We start from the raw sequence: 19,156 nt of genomic DNA on the forward strand, positions 1-19,156 counted from the left end.
CGTCACCTCATCTGCCGACGAACGGCCTTCTTCATCTCGAACGGAACGGGCCATGACAACTCCTGACAGAAGAACCACCGACCGCACCGTCGGCCGTCGCAACACGAACAGAACCATCGCCACACGAACCGGCACCGGCAAGGCACCGGGCCCGACATCATCGTCAGGCCTGCGACACCGGCAAGTCTAATCGCGCCCGGAAGTACTTTCGCCGCGATCGGTCGCGCGCACGTAACTTGCCAGGACGGCGAACCTCGAAATCGTCACGACTCCTCGTTCACGACTCCTGCCTACCCCGCGGCAGATACCGTGGATGCATACTTCACCGAGGGCAGGAGTCGCCGTGCCGAAGCTGGAGATCAAGCAGAAGGCCGAACTTTCCCGCAAGCAGGCATCCGAGCGGTTGATCGCACTCGGCCGCGCCTTGGCGACGGGATCCGAAGTGGAACTGGACTCGGGCGGTGACACCATTTCGCTCGTCGTCGCCGACCGACTCGAATGGGAACTCGAGATCGAGGTGGACGGCGACCAGGTCGAGATCGAGGTCGAATTCAGTTGGCGCGACGCACCATCCGACAGCCCAAAAGCCGATGCGGACGAGGAGGAGGACGAGGAACCGGACGAGGAGCCGGACGAGGAAGCGGACACCGCCGAAGGTTCGGATGAGGACCCGGGTGAAGACGAGGACGAAGGCGAGCCGCAGCAAACCGAGCCGCGACGAAGAGCCCCGGTCAAGAAGACGGCGCGGCGTGGCCGGCCACGTAAACGCGTCGCCGACTGATCGATGCACAGCCCCTGCGCCGTTCCTCCTCTCTCGTCACCGTAGGGACGATGCAGCGCAGAGTCACCATTGACAGCTACTTCATCTCATTTGATACTTCAGAATCATGATGCGCATCAGGTAGGTGATGGATGTGGCGGTCGAGGGAGGGAAACTTCTCGCGCGTGCCCTGGAGTCCGCCGAAGTATCGGACGCCTTTGCGCCACGCAGAAGTCGCCCGGATGCATTCCGGACCGCCGTCCTTATGCCGCATCGCGGAACCATCGCAGAGTCCAGGTTGCACCGATGAAGGCCGTCAGTTGCCATCGCGCGACGCTGTCGGTCGTCGACATCCCTACCCCCGGACCCAACCGAGGACAATTGCTCCTCGACATTGTGCGTTGCGGCATCTGTGGATCGGATCTGCACGCAAGAGACCACATCGACGAGCTGACAGAGGCGATGTCTGCACTCGGTGTCAAACATGCTGCCGGCAGCGACATGCCGTTCGTCTTCGGGCATGAGTTCTGCGGTGAGGTGGCCGAGCGTGGCCGCGGCGTAAGTGGACGGTTCAAACCGGGCTCCAGGGTCGTATCGTTCCCGCTGCTGCGGGACCGCATCGGTGTGCACATGACAGGTCTGTCCCCGGCAGCGCCGGGAGCCTACGCAGAACAGGTATTGGCAGAGGCTGCACTTAGTTTCGTGGTACCCAATGGTCTGAGTTCCGACATCGCGGCACTGACCGAACCCATGGCTGTCGCGCTCCACTCCGTACGGCGCAGCGACATCTCGCGTCGTGATACCGCCATCGTGGTCGGTTGCGGTCCGGTAGGTCTAGCGATCGTGTGCCACCTGAAGGCGCAAGGGGTGGAAACGATCGTCGCTAGCGACCCGTCTCCGGGCCGCCGAGAACTCGCCCGACGATGCGGCGCGACCCTCGTCGTCGACCCCACGCAAAATTCGCCGTATGCGGCAGCACCCGGAGTGACGTCAGGTACCGAACTCTACGAGCTGGGTATGACTTCCATGGAGAAGTTACGGCGTCTACCCGGATGGGTGCCGCTCTACCGCATCGCTGAGAAGCTCGGCACGACCACACCGAAGCGTCCGGTCATTTTCGAATGCGTCGGCACCCCGGGCATGCTCGACTCGGTCCTGACATCGGCACCGTTCCATTCCCGTGTCGTAGTGGCCGGGGTGTGCATGGGCACCGACCGGTTCCGGCCGATGTTGGCCACCGGCAAAGAGATCGATCTGCGCTTCGTCTTCGCCTACACGCCTCTGGAGTTCCGCGATACCTTGCATCTGCTCGCCGAGGGCAAAGTCGACGCAACAGCGATGGTCACCGGGACTGTCGGCTTACACGATGTGCCCTCCACATTCGAGGCCCTGCGCACTCCCCAGGACCAAGCCAAAGTACTGATCGACCCGTCCCTGGGTCGGCCCCGGCACCGTCCGTCTACCAGATGTACAGCGGGTACTCGGGAGCGCCGTTCAGGCGGTTGACGACAAGGCCGACGAGTACGAGCACCGCGGCAGCGGATCCTGCAAGGAGAATGAACTCCCAGCCGGGGACTGTTGTCGCGGTGGTCCCGATGACCGCAGTCGCCGCGGCCGGGGAATGTGGCACACGAGCGAGCATCATCGCAGCCAGAGCCAGGGCGCCGGCGAGCGCGCCGAGCCACAACGATTGGCCCAGCAGTCCGACCGAAGCGCCGACTGCGGCAGAGATGATTTGGCCGCCGACCACGTTGCGAGGTTGGGACAACGGAAGTTTCGGCGCCCCCACGACCAGGGCCATGCTGGCCGCCATCGAGGGGATGAGGAACGGACTTCCTGTCACCTCGGTCAGTGCGGCGAGCCCCAGAAGCCCGAGGGCCGCAGCAATCAGTGCGAGTGCGACCGTGCGCAGGGCCGGTCGTGGCGACGCGGAGGACCTCCACCAGGGACGACGAGCCGCGTCGAGGACGGGAGGGGACGACATGGACGGCGACGAATAGGCGACTGGGGCCTGCTGGGAGAACATCCGAACTCCTAACTAATGGTTAACACATTAGCCGGGACTATAGGGGTAGATTGAAGTACATCGCAAGCACGAATGCACGCAGAACCCGATCGGGAGAGGACCGACCATGCGGACGCAGTACATCGAGAACGGCGTCCTGGTCCGGCCGCTCGAACCACCGTCCACCAATTTTCTGAGCAGCCGCTACTACGACGGTCGCGGCATCACCGACCTGTTCGACTCGCCCGACCGGGCCCACGCGTGGATGCAGACACTGAATGAAGAGATCAGCTTCCCTCGATCACCTTTCACACCGACCGAGGACCAGCTCGCGCAACTCCGACAACTCCGCGACACGCTCGGCTCCGTCTACCGCGACACGCTCGACGGTGATCCGGCCCAGGCAGCGGCCCACCTGCGCACGGTGCTCGATCGCACACGCATCACTCCCGGCATCGTTGTCGGTGACGATCGCCTCCACGTCCGCTGGACCACGGACTCCCACGACCCGTTCGAGGAATTGGTCGCCGAAATCGCCGTATCCGCAATCACAGCGGTAACCGGTCACGCGGCAACCTTGCTGTGCAAGTGCGAGGCACCACGGTGCGTGCTGTACTTCACCCGACTCAACGCACGTCAGCACTGGTGCAGTGACGTGTGCGGCAATCGCGCACGTGTCGCTCGCGTCGCGAGGACGCGCCGGAAATCGCATCCCGCAGAAGGCTCACAACCGAGAAGCGAGGCTCACAACCCTGGTGGTCGACCCTCCGGGTTGTGAGCCTCACTTCTGCATTGTGAGCCTCCCGTCGAACGCCATCTGCGGTCAGCGGGCGTAGCGGTCGGCGAGCTCGGCTCCGATCCGCGCCAGTTCCTCCTGCACCGAGACCAGCTCGAGGACCTCGACATCGTCGACTCCGTGAAGGTCCCCTGAGATACACCTCGCGACGGACGGGCCCACACCGACCCCGGCGACCGGCGACCTGCACCCGCCTCGCTACGCTCCAGCTCATGAGTGAGCCGACTTCGACCTACGCCAACGTGACGCTCGACCCGCGTGCCAACGTCTACTTCGACGGCAAGTGCGTCAGCCACAACTTCCATCTGGCAGATGGAACCCGCAAGTCGGCCGGCGTGATCCTGCCCGCGACCCTGAACTTCGGCACCGCTGATCCCGAGGTCATGGAGCTGCACAGCGGCGCGTGCCGCGTCCGGCTCGCCGGCAGCGAGGACTGGACCTCCTACGGCGCAGGCGACTCCTTCTCGGTGCCCGGCGACTCGTCGTTCGACATCGAGGTCACCGAAGCCGTCAGCTACGTCTGCCACTACGGCTGACCACACTCCCCAGCGAACGAGAACGCTCCCACCGAGTCCTGCTCGGTGGGAGCGTTCTTCCGTTCGTGGCGACCGGGCCACTACATACGAACCCGACTCAGCCGGTGACCTCTGCGCGGTCGGCCGAAGTGCCGGCCTGCGCCTTCCGCTGCGACGAGGCGTGGCCGACGAACATCGCCGACGCCACGATCCCGATGATCAGGACCGAGGCGGGCAGGAGCATCGACTGGCTCAGCACGATGCTGAACTTCTCGGCGATCTGCTCCGGGAGACCGGCTCCCATCGCGGCTCCGCCGCCCTCACCGGCCTGCACCTCACCCAATCCTTGGGCGGCCATCCGCGACGAGATCAGAGCACCGATCGCGGCGCTGCCCAGCACCGAACCGACCTGGCGGGTGGTGTTGTAGATGCCGGCACCGGCGCCCGCCTGGTGGATCGGCAGGTTGTGCGTTGCGGTGGAGGCCAGCGGCGCCCAGATGCACGAATTGGACAGGCCGGCGATACCGGCGATGAGCAGGAACAGCACGATGGGGCTGTCCGGCGTCATAAGCACCGCGAACCCGAAGATCGTCGCGGAGAAGAGCGTGAAGCCGACGGTGGGCAAGCACCCGGGGCGGCATCCGGTCGGAGAACCTGCCGATGAGCGGTGCCGTCGGACCGGTGACGATCGCCATCGGGGCGAAGATCAGGGCGGCTTTCGTGGGTGAGAATCCGCGGACCGTCTCGAGATAGAAGTAGGCCGGAACCATCAGGGCCGTCATGGCTGCGCCCATCGACGAGATCGCGATGTTCGACATCGAGAAGTTCCGGTCGCGGAACAGGGCCAGGGGCACCAAAGGTTCGCCCTTGTTGCGCGCCTGGTTGAACACGAACAGCACCATCACCGCGATACCCGCGACGATCATCGTCCAGGTCCAGACGTCCCAGTCGCGGCTGGAACCTTCCTGGATTCCGAAGACCAGCAGGAACAGTCCGACGCCGCTGAGGATCACGCCGACGACGTCGAACTTGTGCGGTTGGGTCTCGAGGCTGGGCACCAGCCATGCCGCCAGCACGAAGGCGATGATGCCGACCGGGACGTTGATGTAGAAGATCCAGTTCCAGCCCTGCCAGTCGACCAGCACACCGCCGACCAGGGGCCCGAGCAGAGAGGCCAGACCGGCGACCGCGCCCCACAGACCCATGGCCGCGCCGCGCTTGTCGGGCGCGAAGGTGCGGGTGATGGTCGCCATCGTCTGCGGCGTCATCAGCGCCGCGCCGAGTCCCTGGACGGCGCGGGCGGCGATGAGCATCTCGATGGTGCCGGAGGTCGCGCACCACAGCGATGCCGCGGTGAACACCACCAGGCCTGCGAGGTAGATGTGCTTGGGTCCGAACCGGTCGCCGAGACGACCGGTGAACAGCGGAGGCACCGCATAGGTGAGCAGATAGGCGCTGGTCACCCAGACGACCTGATTGATGTCGGCCTGCAGGTCGGCCATGATCGCCGGGTTGGCCACCGCGACGATGGTCAGATCCAGCAGGATCATGAAGAACCCGACCACCAGGGCCGACAGGCCCCACCACGGATTACGTTCGGTTTGCATCGATTTCGTTCCTGTTCGTACCGGTCGAGCACGACCGGCGATCTATTGGGTCGAGGTGTCCCGGTTCGGTCGTTGCGTTACGACCGACCGGGACCGCTACTTTCCGCACTGCTCCTCCGCAGTTCGGCGAGAGTCTCGTCCGTCAGCGCCGCACCCCAGTCGCGGCCGAGATCACGGGGCGGGTCCGGAAGTCGTCGATCGGCGGCATCGACGCTCTGCCACACCAGGGAGCCGTCGCGGATCTCCTCGATCAGTCCACGAAGCCACTCCGATTCGTGGGCGGTCCTGTCCCGGAGGAAGTCGACGGCCACCCAGTAGCGACGCGGCACGCCGTTGTACGCGGCCCACGTGCGGATCGCGTCGAACTCGACAAGTTCCTCCTCGAGCCTGTCGATGCGCTCGCCGAGGAGGACGACGACCTCGTCGGCCGGAAGGTTGTGCGATTCGGCGAGGCCGAGGGGAAAGATCGGATACTCCCGCACCGGGCGTCGGATGATCGCGGCGAGGCGGGCCCGCACGGTCGCGGCACCGGCCTCGGTGATGCTGTAGGTGGTGCGCTCCGGCCAATTACCTGCGCGTTCGGTGCCCTCCTGCCGGATCAGTCCGCTTTCCGCGAGACGGGAAACGGTGTGGTACAGCGAGCTCGGCCGGAGCTTGATCAGGTTGTCCTCGCGGCGCCTGAGCAGAAACTGGGTCGCTCGACATCGGCACGCTCGAGCGACCCCGAAATCGGCGCGTCCGGGTGGCAGACTGCCTGGGGGCGGAGGCCGATTCGCCGACGCACACGGCCGAAGGAAGGACTTTCGAGTAGTCCGATACGCATGATTCCGCAGCACCGAGGGTGATGCTTCATTCGATGCCGCTTCCGGAGCAGGAGAGGATCCGTCATGGCCGACCTGGACTCCCCATCGACCCGCGAGGTCTGCGGAACGCCGGACAGGACAGCGCACCGGCCCCGACAGGTGTCGGGAGCATTCCGGTCGTCCTTCACGTCGCGCATGATCCCGCGTCGCCGTCCCAGATCCTCAACTACGCCCAGTTCCCCGGCGGACCGGCAGCCACCGACGGTGTCGTCATCGCCCACTCGTGCTTCGGGACCACCGGCACAGCGCGACCTCCCTTCCATCTCGGTCGCACCGCGACATACGAGATCGGTCGCTGGTTGAGCCTACGCCCCATCTGGGGCGACGACGGCGATACGATGCTCATGTTCACCGCCGGGCAGTCGCTCCGCATGCGGGCGTACCTGGAAGGACCGCGTGCGCCGTTCCTGCTCGGGGCGATGGACCCGGCCCAGACGGCCCCACTCGCGCTCGGTCCGTCCGGCAACGGCGGGACACGAGCCGATACCTCGGCACTTGTGTCACTCGACGGCGAGGTGGACGAGCTGCGACGTCAGATCGCCTCGCTCCGGTCGCTTCTCGATCAGATCGGCGCAATCCTGGACCGCGTCGGCTGATCACCCACCACGGACCCGTCAGGACGCACTGTGAGCGAACCGTCGTCGATCATCGGTACCTGGTTCCATTCCTACGAGGAGGACACCGACACCGCGAGGGTCTACCGCCCTCGCGGGTTTCCGTTTCCTCGCTCACGAGGTCCTCACGTTCGAATCGGGGCAACCATGAACCTGAGATGAGCGGTTCAGGCCGATGCGACGCACCGGCCGGAACCCGTCGTTCGAATACGGTCACGATCTGTGCAGCCACACATCGACGCTGCCGAACCCCATGTGTCCGCGCGACCGTCCCCGGTTGTATCCACCAGGAACCGCGGGGATGCCGATCGATGCGCCACGATCCGGCGTTGTACCCGAAAATGTTGACGGCGAGCTGCGGCACCCATACGAGGTGCCCGCGAGTGAAGCCGCAGACAGTGAACGTGTTGCCCTTCATCAGGCACGGGACGCCACCTGCGGCCGCGCAGTTCTCGAGGTCGGAAACACCGAAGATCGTGTGCGGTCAGTGGTTGAGATGTTGCAGCCGTTCGTGTTCCGACAGTCCACCCCACACTCCGTGCGGTTCGCCGCTGAGTATCGCGTGGGTGCGGCACTCGGCCAGCACCGGGCAGTTCGCGCAGATGCGCTTCGCGACGACCTCGCGCCGCCTGCGGATGTTCGGTGGTTCGCCCTCCGGGGCGAAGAAGAAGTACTCGTCGGAGGTCCGGCAGTTGGCATGCTGTTGCCATCCGAGTCGCGGCCGGACACGCTCGGTCAGCATGGTCATCCGACCATCACCACCTCCAGTGTGCGGGGGCCGTGCACGCCCTCGACGCGTTCGAGTTCGATGTCCGACGTCGCGGACGGTCCGCTGATCATCGTGATCGGCCGCTCCGGGACGAGCCGGGCCAGCGCTTCGGGCACTCCCACCTCGACGTCGCCCATCGCCACCACACACACGTGCAGGTCGGGGACCAGTGTCAGCGCGCGTCGCCCCTGGTCGGGGTTGCCGTCGAGGAAGATCGTGCCCGTCTCGGCGCAGGTGACCGCAGAGCCGGTGACGACCCCGTCGAGATCACCGAGGTCGGCTGCAGGTCGGTCGGTGGAGTCGACCACCACCTCGCCACCGAACTCCGCCATCCACGAGCGTTTCAGGCCCTCTGGGATCCCGACGCGGCGCACCCTGCGATCCGTGAGAATCTTCGCCAGCACGACGGGTAGATCCTCCGGCGTGCTCTGGTGCACGTGGGCCTTGTAGTCGACCAGTCGGTCGACCAACAGCTCACGGCGTTCGGCGTCCGGCAGGGTGCGTCCGAGACGGTAGTCGCGCGGTACCTCGACCGGTGCCGGCGGTGCCAGGGTCTGCGCCGAACGGATCCGGCCGAGAATCGCGTCGCGACTGCTCATCGCTGCTGTCCTTCCTCGCGTGCCTTCGCGAGCGCGGCACGTCCTTCGTCGGATGCCCACCATTGCCGGAAGGTCTGTTTCGGCGGGGCCGGCATGTCGCGGGCCTCTGTCCAGCCGGCCAGTGGACCGGGAAGATGGGTGATCTTTCCCTTCTTGCCGGCGAGGACGCGGCCGAGCCCGGCGGCCTTCTGCGCGGCCGTCCAGCGTCGTGAGGTCGACATGGCCAGCGAGGCGGCCTTCATCGCCGCGGCCTCGGGTCCGAAGCGGGCGTGTTCGACCTTCTGGTGGCGCAGTTCCACCAGCAACGAGGGGATGTCGATCTTGACGGGGCAGGCGTCGTAGCAGGCACCGCACAGGCTCGATGCGAACGGCAGGCTGGCGTTGGGGTCGTCGGGTTCGTCCATCCCGGCCAATTGCGGGCTGAGGACGGCGCCGATCGGGCCCGGATAGGTCGAGCCGTAGGCGTGGCCTCCGGTGCGCTCGTAGACCGGGCACACGTTCAGGCAGGCCGAGCAACGGATGCAGTGCAGTGCTTCACGTCCGATCTCGTCGGCGAGCGCGGCGGTGCGGCCGTTGTCCAGCAGTACGAGGTGGAATTCCTGCGGGCCGTCGCCGGGGGTGACACCGGTCCACATCGACGTGTAGGGATTCATGCGCTCTCCCGTCGACGAGCGCGGCAGCAGCTGCAGGAACACCTCGAGGTCGCGGAAGGTGGGCAGCAGCTTCTCGATACCCATGACGGTGATGAGCGTCTGCGGCAGCGTCAGGCACATGCGGCCGTTGCCCTCGGATTCGACGACGGCGAGGGTGCCGGTCTCGGCGATGCCGAAGTTCGCGCCCGACACCGCAACCGGCACCGTCATGAACTTGTGTCGCAAGAATTTTCGTGCCGCGGCTGCGAGATGGCGGGGGTTGTCGTCGAGGTCGGGGTCGACGTCCGGCATCTCACGCAGGAAGATCTCGCGGATCTCGGCGCGGTTGCGGTGGATGGCAGGCACGAGGATGTGCGAGGGCTTGTCGTGGCCGAGCTGGACGATGAGCTCGGCGAGGTCGGTCTCGTAGGCCGCGATCCCTTGTTCCTCGAGGTGCTCGTTGAGTCCGATCTCCTGGGTGGCCATCGATTTGACCTTGATGACCTCGTCGGACCCCGTCTTCCGGATCAGGTCGGTGACGATGGCGTTGGCCTCGGCGGCGTCGGCCGCCCAGTGCACCACGCCGCCGCGCGCGGTCACCGCCTCCTCGAGCTGGGTGAGCAACTCCGGGAGGCGGTTGAGCACGTCGGTCTTGATGGCGGCGCCGGCGTCGCGCAGTTGCTCCCAGTCGGGCAGTTCCCCGGTGACGTCCAGTCGCTTGGCACGGATCGTGTGGGTGGCCTTGCCGATGTTGCGGCGCAACTGCGGGTTCGCGAGTTCCTGGTGCGCCGCGTCGGGAAACTTCCTGATGCCGCGCAGATTTCCGGATCCACGCGGCGGGACGACGGGCATACCGAGTGCGGTCACGCGGGCACTCCCTTGGGGGCGACGGCCGGTTCCACGGAGGCGAGGATCTCGGCGAGGTGGATGGTGCGGGTACCGGTGCGCAGTCGTGTGAGACCGCCACCGATGTGCATCAGGCACGACGAGTCGCCGGCGCTGCAGTATTCGGCACCGGTGGCGGCGACATTGTTCAGCTTGTCGGCGAGCATCGCGGTGGAGGTCTCGGCGTTCTTGATCGCGAAGGTGCCGCCGAATCCGCAGCACGAATCGGCCTCGGGCAGTTCGACGAGGTCGATCTCGCGCACGGCCCGCAACAGCTGGAGCGGCTTCTCCCCCACTCGCAGCATCCGCAGCGAGTGGCAGGTGGGGTGATAGGTCACCCGGTGGGGGAAGTAGGCGCCGACGTCGGTGACGCCGAGGACGTCGACGAGGAATTCGGACAACTCGTACGTCTTGGCCTTGACGGTGTCGACCCGCCCGCACAACGACGCGGAACCGTAACGGGAAGCGACGATTTCGTGCTGGTGGCGAACGGATCCGACGCATGATCCGGAAGGGGCGACGACGGCGTCGATACTGGTGTCGTCGAAGGCGTCGACGTAGTTCTCGACGAGCGGCAGCGCGTCGGGTTGGTAACCGGTGTTGACGTGCATCTGGCCGCAGCAGGTCTGGCGTTCGGGGAAGACGACGTCGTGCCCGAGCCGGGTGAGGAGCAGGGCGGTGGCCGAAACGGCCTTCGGGAACATCGTGTCGCCGAGGCACGTCGCGAACAGGGCGATTCGCATGAAGGTCTCCGCATCGGGGGTGTGGTCTGACCACATTGAACCACACGTTCCGAAAATGCGCCGCACATTTTCGGATATCGACCGCACATTCCGCCAGGGGGTCGACTGTGACGCGGACCATGGTGTACCTTCACGTGGTCTGACCACATCGGTCGAAATCACATCCGCCGCCGACAGCGGCGCAACCACAGGAGTTTCGTGTGGCAACCCGTATATCGGCGGTGACATTCACTCCCGCCACTGACGCCATCGCAGGCAGCCTCACCGCATCGGCTCTCGTGGGCCTTGCGCCGCTGCTGACCTTCTTCGTCCTGCTCGCCGGCTTCAAACTCAAGGCCTGGTATTCCGGACTCGGTGCCCTCGTCGTCGCGCTCGTCGTCGCGATCATCGGTTTCGACATGCCCGCGCCGCTGGCCGGCCTGTCCGCCCTGCAGGGCATCACCTTCGGGCTCTTCCCGGTGATGTGGATCGTGATCACCGCGATCTGGTTCTACGAACTCACCGTCGTCAGTGGCCGGTTCGAGGATCTGCGGCGCATCTTCAACTCGATCGGTCACGGCGACATGCGGGTCCAGGCGATGCTCATCGCTTTCTGTTTCGGCGGCATGCTCGAAGCACTCGCCGGATTCGGCGCACCCGTCGCGATCACCGGCGCCATGCTCGTCACCCTCGGTATGCCCGCCCTGCGGGCCGCGGTCACGGTCCTGATCGCCAACACCGCACCGGTCGCCTTCGGCGCCATGGCCATCCCGATCACCACCGCCGGCGCCCTGACCGACATCCCCGCCACCGAGATCGCTGCCGTCGTCGGCCGTCAGACACCCGTCCTGGCGCTCGTCGTGCCGCTGTTGCTGCTCTTCCTCGTCGACGGTCGTCGCGGTGTCCGGCAGGCCTGGCCGATCGCACTGGTCACCGGCACGACCTTCGCACTCGCCCAGTTCTGGTGCTCGAGCCACTTCTCGTACGAACTCACCGATGTCGTCGCCTCGCTCGCCGGCCTCACCGCAGCCGTGCTCATGCTCCAGGTCTGGAAGCCGCGGACCCCCGAGGACCAACTATCACGCACCCGCACCCGCACCGATGCCGTCGCGGTCCAGGCCGGCAAGAAGGGCCCCGGAGGCGCTCACGCTCCGCAGCGTCCCGTCGCCGACGAATCGCTGACCGCTTCGCGCGTCGTCATGGCCCTGTTCCCGTATCTACTGGTCATCACGGTGTTCGGTATCGCGAAGCTGTGGACCGTCGGTGTCGATCTGCCGGAGCGTCTCGCCGCCACCGACGTCAAGATCGAGTGGCCCGGCCTGTACGGCAATCTGATCACAGGCAACGGCGACGCGTCGAGCAGCGCGGTCTACACGTTCTCGTGGCTGTCGTCGCCGGGAACACTGCTGCTGCTCAGCGGCGCGATCGTCACCCTCGTCTACGCACGGTGGGACAGCGGTGGCATGTTCCCGCTGACCGTCCGCCGGGCCGCAGCCACCTTCGGCACCACCGTCGTGAGGATGAAGCTCGCCATCGCCACGGTGGCCACCGTCCTGGGTCTGAGCTACGTGATGAATCAGTCCGGCCAAACCGTCGCGATCGGCACGTGGCTCGCCGGAACCGGCGCGATCTTCGCCCTGTTCTCTCCGATCCTCGGTTGGCTCGGCACCGCCGTCACAGGCTCGGACACCTCCGCCAACGCCCTGTTCGCCCGCCTGCAGCAGGCCGCCGGGCAGACCGCCGGCATCGACCCGACTCTGCTGGTCGCGGCGAACACCTCCGGTGGTGTGGTCGGCAAGCTGATCAGCCCGCAGAATCTCACCATCGCTGCCACCGCAGTCGATCGGCCGGGCAGCGAATCGGTGTTGCTGCGCAAGGTGATCGGCTACAGCGTCGCGATGCTCGTCATCCTCTGTGTGCTGGTCTACCTGCAGTCCACCCCGGTGTTGTCCTGGATGCTTCCCTGATCCGGAATCGACTAGGCTCTGAAGTCATGTCGTCGTCCGAGGGTCGTGCGTGGGAGCAGGTGCTCAACCACTTGGAGCAGATGCTGGTCACGGGAGAACTCGGCCCGGGCCAGCGTCTGCCCCCGGAGCGCACGCTCGCCGCACAACTCGGCGTCGGCCGGTCCTCTGTTCGTGAGGCGCTGCGGGTGATGGAAGCCCTCGGTCTGCTCAGCACCCACACCGGATCCGGGCCGAACGCCGGCGCGATGATCGTCTCGCGACCCACCGGCGGGATGTCGATGCTCATGCGCCTGCAGGTCGCCGCGCAGAACTTCCCGGTCTCCGACATCGTCCGCACGCGCCTGGTGCTCGAGACGGAAGTGATGCAGACTCTGGCCGACCGGACCCCGGCACCGGAACTCATCCAGGCCGAGGAACTCTTGGACGCGATGGACGATCCGGAGTTGGCCGCACCCGAGTTCCTGGTTCTCGATGCCCAGTTCCACGTCGCGATGGCCGACGCGGCGGGCGACCTCGTCGTCGCGGCGATGATGGCCGGTCTGCGCGACTCCATCGAGAGCTACGTCCTCGCGGGCGCACCAAGTACCGACTGGCCCATGACCTGCGTGCGGCTGCGTCACGAGCACCGTGGTCTCGTCGACGCGGTCCGCGCCGGCGATGCCACGCTCGCCCGCAAGCGCATCGTCGAGCACATCCGCGGTTACTACACTCAGAGTTTCGGCGCCGACGCGTTCTGACGTCCGACTCGGGCGATGTCCACCGAAGGGTCTGTGACCGGTTCGGGGACGCGTGTGGATCGTCGGCGATCGACCAGCACCGCGAATACCACGATGAGCAGCAGCGACCACCCCCAGGTAGGGCGCATGTACTCGGCATACCGTCCCGCCTCCACCCATCTGCCCGAGTACCATTCGTCGGCACTGAGGAAGCCGTACACCGCCAGCCAGGCCGGCCAGTTCCGCATCACGGACTGTGGGAGGACCACGCTCATGAGCAACGGGAACAGGAGCATCGAGTAGTACATCTGCCCGAGCGAACCGAGCAGGGACGACGCGGTCATCAGCACGCCGGCACCGGTGACGACGAAGAACACCTCGTCGTGCCGGTGGTAGCGGTGGAGCAGATACATCGTGGCCGCGGCGAGGAACGCGAAACCGATGCGCAGCGCGAGGATCAGTGGTTCGGGCAGACCGTAGTAGGTGCCATTGCCGGTGATCGAACTGTTGAAGTAGTCGCGGGACTGCAACAGATACGGAACGGTGCGTTCGACGACCTGCCACGGATCCGCAGCCCACGGCCACGCCAATGCGGTGAGCCCGACCGGCACCAATGCGGCGGTCAGGAGAACCTTGCTCTGGCGGCGCAGCACGGGAAGCAACAGCAACGGCGCGAGAATCGGTTTGATCGCGAAGGTCACCCCGATCGCCGCGCCCGCCCAGAGGTCCCGCCGCGCCAGCAACAGCGTCAGGAACGCCACCTGGCCGAGCAGGATCACCCCGTTGATGTTGGTGAACACCAGGGTGTTGATCACCGATTCGGACGCGAAGGCGACCGTCACCGCGATCGGGAACACCGCCGATCGCGCCGTGTACCCGAACATCCGCACGACGAGTTACACGGCGACGAGGACGGCCGCCGCGTTGACCCCGATGAACGCCCATCGCGAGAGTTCGTGTTCGAGGACCGCGAACGGTGTGATCAGCAGCGAACCCGACGGCGGGTAGAGGTAGTGCGGGTCGACGTGTTCGTACGTCGCTGTGTAGACCGGTTCACGGTTCCAGAAGGCGACGGCTGCGCGGTAGACGCCAGTGAAGTCGTCCGTGCGCGCACCGTCCACGGCGCGGATCACCGTGCGATGGACGACGAGCATCACGGCGACCGGCCAGAAGACACACTTCAGCAGAGCCTGCGGTGACCGCACGGTCGGCTGGACCCACCACGGCCCACCGTCCCGACCGCGATCCGAACTCTCGCTCATCGCTGATAAACGTCGGGAATCCCGTCGCCGTCCTCGTCGACCCGCTCGGCTGCCGTGATCCTGCGGTAGGCACGGTTACGGGCGACGAGAACAGTCGAGGCCAGAGCGGCGCTGAGCAACGATCCGCACAGCACGGCCACCTTCACGTGATCGGCTGCGACGGTGCCTGCACCGTAAGCGAGGTCGCCGATGAGCAGGGACACCGTGAAGCCGATACCGCCGAGCAGGGACACACCCAGCACGTCCACCCAACTCAGCTCGTCGTCGAGATGTGCTCGGGTGAAGCGCGCCACCAGGTAGCTGACTCCGAAGATTCCGACGACCTTGCCGACGACCAGACCGGCGATCACCCCGGCGGAGATGGGATCGGCGAGGGCGTTCGCCAGGCCGGTGAATCCGCCAACGGTGACGCCGGCGGCGAAGAAGGCGAAGACCGGCACGGCAATTCCGGCGGACAGCGGCCGGATCCGGTGTTCGACGTGCTCGGCGACCGGAATCGTGCGGTCCCCCACCTGCCGGGCGACGGGAACCGCGAAGCCGAGCAGTACACCGGCGATGGTCGCGTGCACACCGGATTCGTGGACCAGCCACCAGGTCACTGCCGCCAACGACGCCAGGAGCCACCAGGCACCGAAGCCGCGTCGGAGCGCGATGCCGAACAGCGTCAACGGGATCAGCGCCCCGCCCAGGTAGAGCAGGTTCACCTCGTCGGTGTAGAAGACCGCGATCACGGTCACGGCGAGCAGGTCGTCGACCACGGCGAGGGTGAGCAGGAACGTTCGCAGCGCCGATGGGAGATGACTACCGATGACGGCGAGAATCGCTACGGCGAACGCGATGTCGGTGGCCGTCGGGACCGCCCATCCGTTCAACGCGTCGGCGCCACCACGAAGATTGATGAAAGCGAAGATCACGGCCGGGACGATCATGCCTCCCAGGGCGGCGGTCACCGGCATGGCGGCACGCCGCAGGTCCCGCAGACTGCCTTCGACGAATTCCCGTTTGAGCTCGACGCCGACGACGAAGAAGAACACGGCGAGCAGTCCGTCGGCCGCCCAGGTGCCCAGGGACAGGTTCAGGTGCCATGACGCCGGACCGATACGGGTCTCCCGCAGGGCGTGGTAGGAATCCGACCATCCGGTGTTCGCCCAGATCAATGCGATGACGGCACCGATGAGCAGCAGGACACCGCCGACGGTCTCCTTGCGGAGGATCTCCGTCACACGGCGTGTGTCCTGCCATGTTCCGCGAGAGAGGAAAGGGACTCCCGAGAAGATGTTCGGCATCACAGGTCCTCGGAATTCTCGACGGCACGCGGTACGCGAACGTGGACCTGCTGTGTCGGATGCGCCCGATCCGCATGGGCGGCAGTAGGTTCCGAGCCCCGGAGTGGAATCGGATACCGAAAACTAGGGCATCCCTGCGATTTCGGTGTCGGACGCCGACACACAGCAGGGAGGCCGATGCGACCTCCGGCGCTGCGGTGGGCATGCCTCGCGAGAGTGCCACTCACTGCGCCGGCTGCAGAGCTCGGGCGCGACGGGTGGCGACGGGACAGACGGGTACGGACACGGGTCCTCCGGTTCGACGACGTAATTCCTTCTGCCGACCAGACTTCCCGGCGCACCGAGATCGACCATACCGCATCGGGTCAGTTCGACGCGGTGCCCGTCACGTTCTCCTCGGGAGCGACCCGAACGGCGACCGTGGGTTCGTTCGTACCCGCATCCGGCGAGACGACGGTGGGATCGACGACGAGCACAGGCACATGAGAGTGCCCGATGAGGTATTCGGCGACGCTACCGAGCATCCGGGAGGACATGCCTCGTCCGCGGCGCCCCACGACGAGAACGTCGGCGTGATGTTCCTCGGCGAACCAACCCAGGCATCGACCGGCCGGGCCGGCGAGGACGGCATATCCCACCGAAATATCACCCATCGATTCGACGGCCTGCTCGAGTCGTCGTCGCACCGTGGCGAGAAGTTCGGAGTCCGGATCGCCGGCGTCGTCGTAGGAGATCACGACGACGAGTTCGAGCACTCCACCGGCGGGGCCGAACAGTCGTCGCGCCGCATCCAGCGCATGCTTGGCCTCGGTGGATCCGTCGTAGCCGACCATCACGCGAAGTCCGCCCTTGTCGACCTCTCCGGCGTGCTGCCGGGCCACCCTCGTCACTTCGACGGACCGGGGAACACGCTCGACGCGCTCGAAGGCGATGGGGACGAACAGCGGTCCGAGGATGACGGCGATGATCGTCCAGCGAGGGTCGTGGCCTCGACGTGCCATCCACAGACCGGTCACGAGTCCTGACAGCACCCATACGACGAGGAAGGCGACGAAGACTGCCCAGTTCATGGCGTGCCCCCAGATGCGTGCGCCGAGAAGAGGTGTACCGCTGCGTTCATGTCATCCTCCGGGGTCGTCGAAGAAACCTGTTCCCGCCGACCAGTCTTCCCGGCACACCAGGGGAGACGATACCCGACCGCGTGATCTCACCCGTTGTTCCGACAGGTCTGCGCGCGGAGGACGTCGCCGCGAGGTCGCCCCGTCAGCGTCGAGTCGGACCCCCGGCGGTATCCGCCCGATCACTGTCCTGCAACTGCCGGATGGCATCGACCAGCGGCGCCAGGACGGGTTCGGTTGCGGCCTCGTCGAGCGCCTCCCGGAGGGCGGCGTTGTGGGTGGGCCGGGCCTCTTCGAGCAGGCGCCGACCGGCGTCAGTGACGTCGGTGTAGATGCCGCGGCGATCGGTGGGACACAGATAGCGCGCGAGCAACCCACGATCCTCGAGCCGGGTGACCAGCCGCGTCGTCGCGCTCTGACTGAGGACCACAGCGTCGGCGACCTGGCGCATCTGCAGGTGCCCGCCCTCCCCGTCGTGCTGACGGTTGAGCACGTCCAGCAGCGAATATTCGCGCACGCTCAATTCGTGGCCGGACTGCAGAGCGCTCTCGATCCGGTTCTCGATTCGCCCGTGCAGGAGCGACAGCGCCGACCAACTGTTGGCCAACGCGGTCATCGACGGGTCCGTGGCGGTCATGGTCGGCTCCTGGGTCGGCTCGTACGAACAGGTGACGCGGACGGCATGCCGACGTCGCCACATCGCTCACTATACCCGCGCTTGCAGTTAGTCGGCGTCTGCAATTATTGTCTACGCCAGTAAAGCGCGTCTGCGTCTCTTCTCGATCGAAGGATCGTTCTCATGCCACTCGCCCTGCTGGCCCTGGCCATCGGCGCCTTCGGAATCGGCACCACCGAATTCGTGATCATGGGGTTGCTCCCCCAGGTCGGATCGGATCTCGGAGTGTCGATCCCCACCGCCGGATATCTCGTCACCGGCTACGCCCTCGGCGTCATGATCGGCGCCCCGATCATGACGGCGCTCGGCACCAGGATCTCCCGTAAGAACATGTTGATGCTGCTCATGGGCCTGTTCGTCCTGGGCAATGCCGTCTCTGCCCTCGCGCCCACCTTCGCCGTCATGCTGATCGGCCGCGTCGTCGCCTCCCTCGCTCATGGAGCGTTCTTCGGCATCGGCTCAGTGGTCGCTGCGGAGCTGGTGGCACCGCAGAAGAAAGCCGCTGCCATCTCCCTGATGTTCACCGGACTGACGGTTGCCAATGTCGTCGGCGTCCCACTGGGTACCTTCGTCGGCCACACCGCGGGCTGGCGGGCGACGTTCCTGGTCGTCGCCGCGCTCGGCGTCGTCGGTCTCGTGGGCGTCACGAAGCTCGTCCCCGACGTCCCCCGACCCGAGGGCGTCCGGCTGCGCCACGAGATCGCGGCGTTCAAGAACGTCCAGGTCGTGCTGGCCATGACCATGACCGTCCTCGGCTTCGGGGGCGTGTTCGCCGCGATCACCTACATCGCACCGATCCTGACCGATGTCGGCGGTTTCGCCGAGTCCTCCGTCCCCCGGCTGATGGCCGTGTTCGGAACCGGCATGGTGGTCGGCAACCTCGTCGGGGGACATTTCGCCGACCGCAATCTCATGCCGATGCTCTACACCGCCCTGGCCGGCCTGGCCGTGGTGCTCGGTCTGTTCACCTTCCTGGCCTCCGACAAAACCGTGTCCGTCGCGGCGGTCTTCCTGATCGGCGCTCTCGGTTTCGCGACCGTCCCGCCCCTGCAGAAGCACGTGCTCGACCATGCGCACGACGCCCCGACCCTGGCGTCCGCCGCCAACATCGGTGCCTTCAATCTCGGCAACGCTCTGGCCGCCTGGCTCGGCGGCATGGTGATATCCGCCGGATTCGGGTACACGGCACCCAACGCCGTCGGGGCCGTTTTGGCCGCGTCCGCACTGATCCCGGCGGTCCTGTCCCACCGACTACAGCGAAAGGACGATCACGCCAACGCAACTCGCCCATCCGCAGAACCCGACCTCCACAACACCTCCCGTACTGCCGTCGACCCCGTCCGACTCTGATCCCGAACTACGCG

Annotated in this window: 17 protein-coding genes and 3 pseudogenes; 8 read left to right on the top strand and 12 right to left on the bottom strand. The window is 66.2% G+C overall.

Annotation, left to right across the window (positions count from 1 at the left end; translation table 11 throughout):
* Positions 1-343: 343 nt before the first annotated feature.
* Both ACQR3U_RS17305 and ACQR3U_RS17310 read left to right on the top strand, forming a co-directional pair.
* Positions 344-781, top strand: coding sequence for an amphi-Trp domain-containing protein (locus ACQR3U_RS17305; protein WP_064061003.1), 438 nt, complete (start codon positions 344-346; stop codon positions 779-781).
* A 285-nt stretch (positions 782-1,066) separates the two neighbouring features.
* Positions 1,067-2,266: a zinc-binding dehydrogenase gene (locus ACQR3U_RS17310; protein WP_230811057.1), complete on the top strand. Its 1,200-nt coding sequence runs from the start codon at positions 1,067-1,069 to the stop codon at positions 2,264-2,266.
* Here ACQR3U_RS17310 and ACQR3U_RS17315 read toward each other — a convergent pair.
* The gene (locus ACQR3U_RS17315) at positions 2,220-2,786 is read right to left on the bottom strand and encodes an HPP family protein (protein ID WP_230811056.1); all 567 of its coding nucleotides are present in this window, start codon (positions 2,784-2,786) and stop codon (positions 2,220-2,222) included. The two genes, ACQR3U_RS17310 and ACQR3U_RS17315, sit on opposite strands and share 47 nt — an antisense overlap.
* 106 nt (positions 2,787-2,892) lie before the next feature.
* On the opposite strand from ACQR3U_RS17315, the gene ACQR3U_RS17320 reads away from it, so the two are divergent.
* Both ACQR3U_RS17320 and ACQR3U_RS17325 read left to right on the top strand, forming a co-directional pair.
* The gene (locus ACQR3U_RS17320; RefSeq protein ID WP_230811055.1) at positions 2,893-3,543 is read left to right on the top strand and encodes a CGNR zinc finger domain-containing protein; all 651 of its coding nucleotides are present in this window, start codon (positions 2,893-2,895) and stop codon (positions 3,541-3,543) included.
* Positions 3,544-3,773: 230 nt separating this feature from the next.
* Complete coding sequence (locus ACQR3U_RS17325; protein ID WP_019289422.1) at positions 3,774-4,097, top strand: pyrimidine/purine nucleoside phosphorylase; 324 nt, start codon at positions 3,774-3,776, stop codon at positions 4,095-4,097.
* A gap of 97 nt (positions 4,098-4,194) precedes the next feature.
* Here ACQR3U_RS17325 and ACQR3U_RS17330 read toward each other — a convergent pair.
* The 3 genes and pseudogenes from ACQR3U_RS17330 to ACQR3U_RS17340 all read right to left on the bottom strand — a co-directional run.
* Positions 4,195-5,683: pseudogene (locus tag ACQR3U_RS17330) on the bottom strand (DHA2 family efflux MFS transporter permease subunit).
* A 77-nt stretch (positions 5,684-5,760) separates the two neighbouring features.
* Entirely contained in the window at positions 5,761-6,201 is a 441-nt protein-coding gene (locus ACQR3U_RS17335; protein WP_230811072.1) for a hypothetical protein, read from the bottom strand.
* A gap of 9 nt (positions 6,202-6,210) precedes the next feature.
* Positions 6,211-6,633 (bottom strand): annotated as a pseudogene (locus tag ACQR3U_RS17340) (PadR family transcriptional regulator); the annotation flags it as partial.
* Here ACQR3U_RS17340 and ACQR3U_RS17345 point away from each other — a divergent pair.
* On the top strand, positions 6,540-7,142 hold the full coding sequence (locus ACQR3U_RS17345) for a hypothetical protein (protein WP_230811054.1): 603 nt from the start codon (positions 6,540-6,542) through the stop codon (positions 7,140-7,142). The pseudogene ACQR3U_RS17340 and the gene ACQR3U_RS17345 overlap by 94 nt on opposite strands.
* A 502-nt stretch (positions 7,143-7,644) precedes the next feature.
* On the opposite strand, the gene ACQR3U_RS17350 is transcribed toward ACQR3U_RS17345, so the two are convergent.
* The 4 genes from ACQR3U_RS17350 to ACQR3U_RS17365 are packed head-to-tail and all read right to left on the bottom strand — an operon-like array spanning position 7,645 to position 10,788.
* Positions 7,645-7,908, bottom strand: a complete 264-nt coding sequence (locus ACQR3U_RS17350) for a WhiB family transcriptional regulator (protein ID WP_006552065.1) — start codon at positions 7,906-7,908, stop codon at positions 7,645-7,647.
* On the bottom strand, positions 7,905-8,528 hold the full coding sequence (locus tag ACQR3U_RS17355) for a LutC/YkgG family protein (RefSeq protein ID WP_230811053.1): 624 nt from the start codon (positions 8,526-8,528) through the stop codon (positions 7,905-7,907). The genes ACQR3U_RS17350 and ACQR3U_RS17355 overlap by 4 nt, the downstream gene beginning before the upstream one ends.
* Entirely contained in the window at positions 8,525-10,027 is a 1,503-nt protein-coding gene (locus ACQR3U_RS17360; protein WP_230811052.1) for a LutB/LldF family L-lactate oxidation iron-sulfur protein, read from the bottom strand. Before ACQR3U_RS17360 ends, ACQR3U_RS17355 begins: the two co-directional genes overlap by 4 nt.
* A complete protein-coding gene (locus ACQR3U_RS17365; RefSeq protein WP_024100947.1) occupies positions 10,024-10,788 on the bottom strand; it encodes a (Fe-S)-binding protein in 765 nt (254 codons plus the stop codon). Before ACQR3U_RS17365 ends, ACQR3U_RS17360 begins: the two co-directional genes overlap by 4 nt.
* Positions 10,789-10,988: 200 nt before the next feature.
* Between ACQR3U_RS17365 and ACQR3U_RS17370 the strand changes: the two genes are divergently transcribed.
* Both ACQR3U_RS17370 and ACQR3U_RS17375 read left to right on the top strand, forming a co-directional pair.
* A complete protein-coding gene (locus ACQR3U_RS17370; protein ID WP_230811051.1) occupies positions 10,989-12,734 on the top strand; it encodes an L-lactate permease in 1,746 nt (581 codons plus the stop codon).
* A gap of 26 nt (positions 12,735-12,760) precedes the next feature.
* The gene (locus ACQR3U_RS17375; RefSeq protein WP_230811050.1) at positions 12,761-13,471 is read left to right on the top strand and encodes a FadR/GntR family transcriptional regulator; all 711 of its coding nucleotides are present in this window, start codon (positions 12,761-12,763) and stop codon (positions 13,469-13,471) included.
* On the opposite strand, the pseudogene ACQR3U_RS17380 reads toward ACQR3U_RS17375, so the two are convergent.
* The 4 genes and pseudogenes from ACQR3U_RS17380 to ACQR3U_RS17395 form a co-directional block, all read right to left on the bottom strand.
* Positions 13,444-14,712 (bottom strand): annotated as a pseudogene (locus ACQR3U_RS17380) (glycosyltransferase family 87 protein). The gene ACQR3U_RS17375 and the pseudogene ACQR3U_RS17380 overlap by 28 nt on opposite strands.
* Positions 14,709-15,935 carry a Na+/H+ antiporter NhaA gene (gene nhaA / locus ACQR3U_RS17385; protein WP_230811049.1) on the bottom strand — a complete coding sequence of 409 codons (1,227 nt, stop codon included), beginning with the start codon at positions 15,933-15,935 and terminating at the stop codon, positions 14,709-14,711. Before nhaA ends, ACQR3U_RS17380 begins: the two are co-directional and overlap by 4 nt.
* Positions 15,936-16,363: 428 nt before the next feature.
* Positions 16,364-17,068: a universal stress protein gene (locus ACQR3U_RS17390; protein ID WP_230811048.1), complete on the bottom strand. Its 705-nt coding sequence runs from the start codon at positions 17,066-17,068 to the stop codon at positions 16,364-16,366.
* Positions 17,069-17,261: 193 nt separating this feature from the next.
* Positions 17,262-17,753, bottom strand: a complete 492-nt coding sequence (locus ACQR3U_RS17395) for a MarR family winged helix-turn-helix transcriptional regulator (protein WP_006552056.1) — start codon at positions 17,751-17,753, stop codon at positions 17,262-17,264.
* A gap of 162 nt (positions 17,754-17,915) precedes the next feature.
* On the opposite strand from ACQR3U_RS17395, the gene ACQR3U_RS17400 reads away from it, so the two are divergent.
* Positions 17,916-19,142, top strand: coding sequence for an MFS transporter (locus tag ACQR3U_RS17400; RefSeq protein ID WP_230811047.1), 1,227 nt, complete (start codon positions 17,916-17,918; stop codon positions 19,140-19,142).
* Positions 19,143-19,156: the final 14 nt, after the last annotated feature.

This window comes from Rhodococcus sp. IEGM1339 (assembly GCF_050321925.1).
GTDB lineage: Bacteria > Actinomycetota > Actinomycetes > Mycobacteriales > Mycobacteriaceae > Rhodococcus > Rhodococcus pyridinivorans.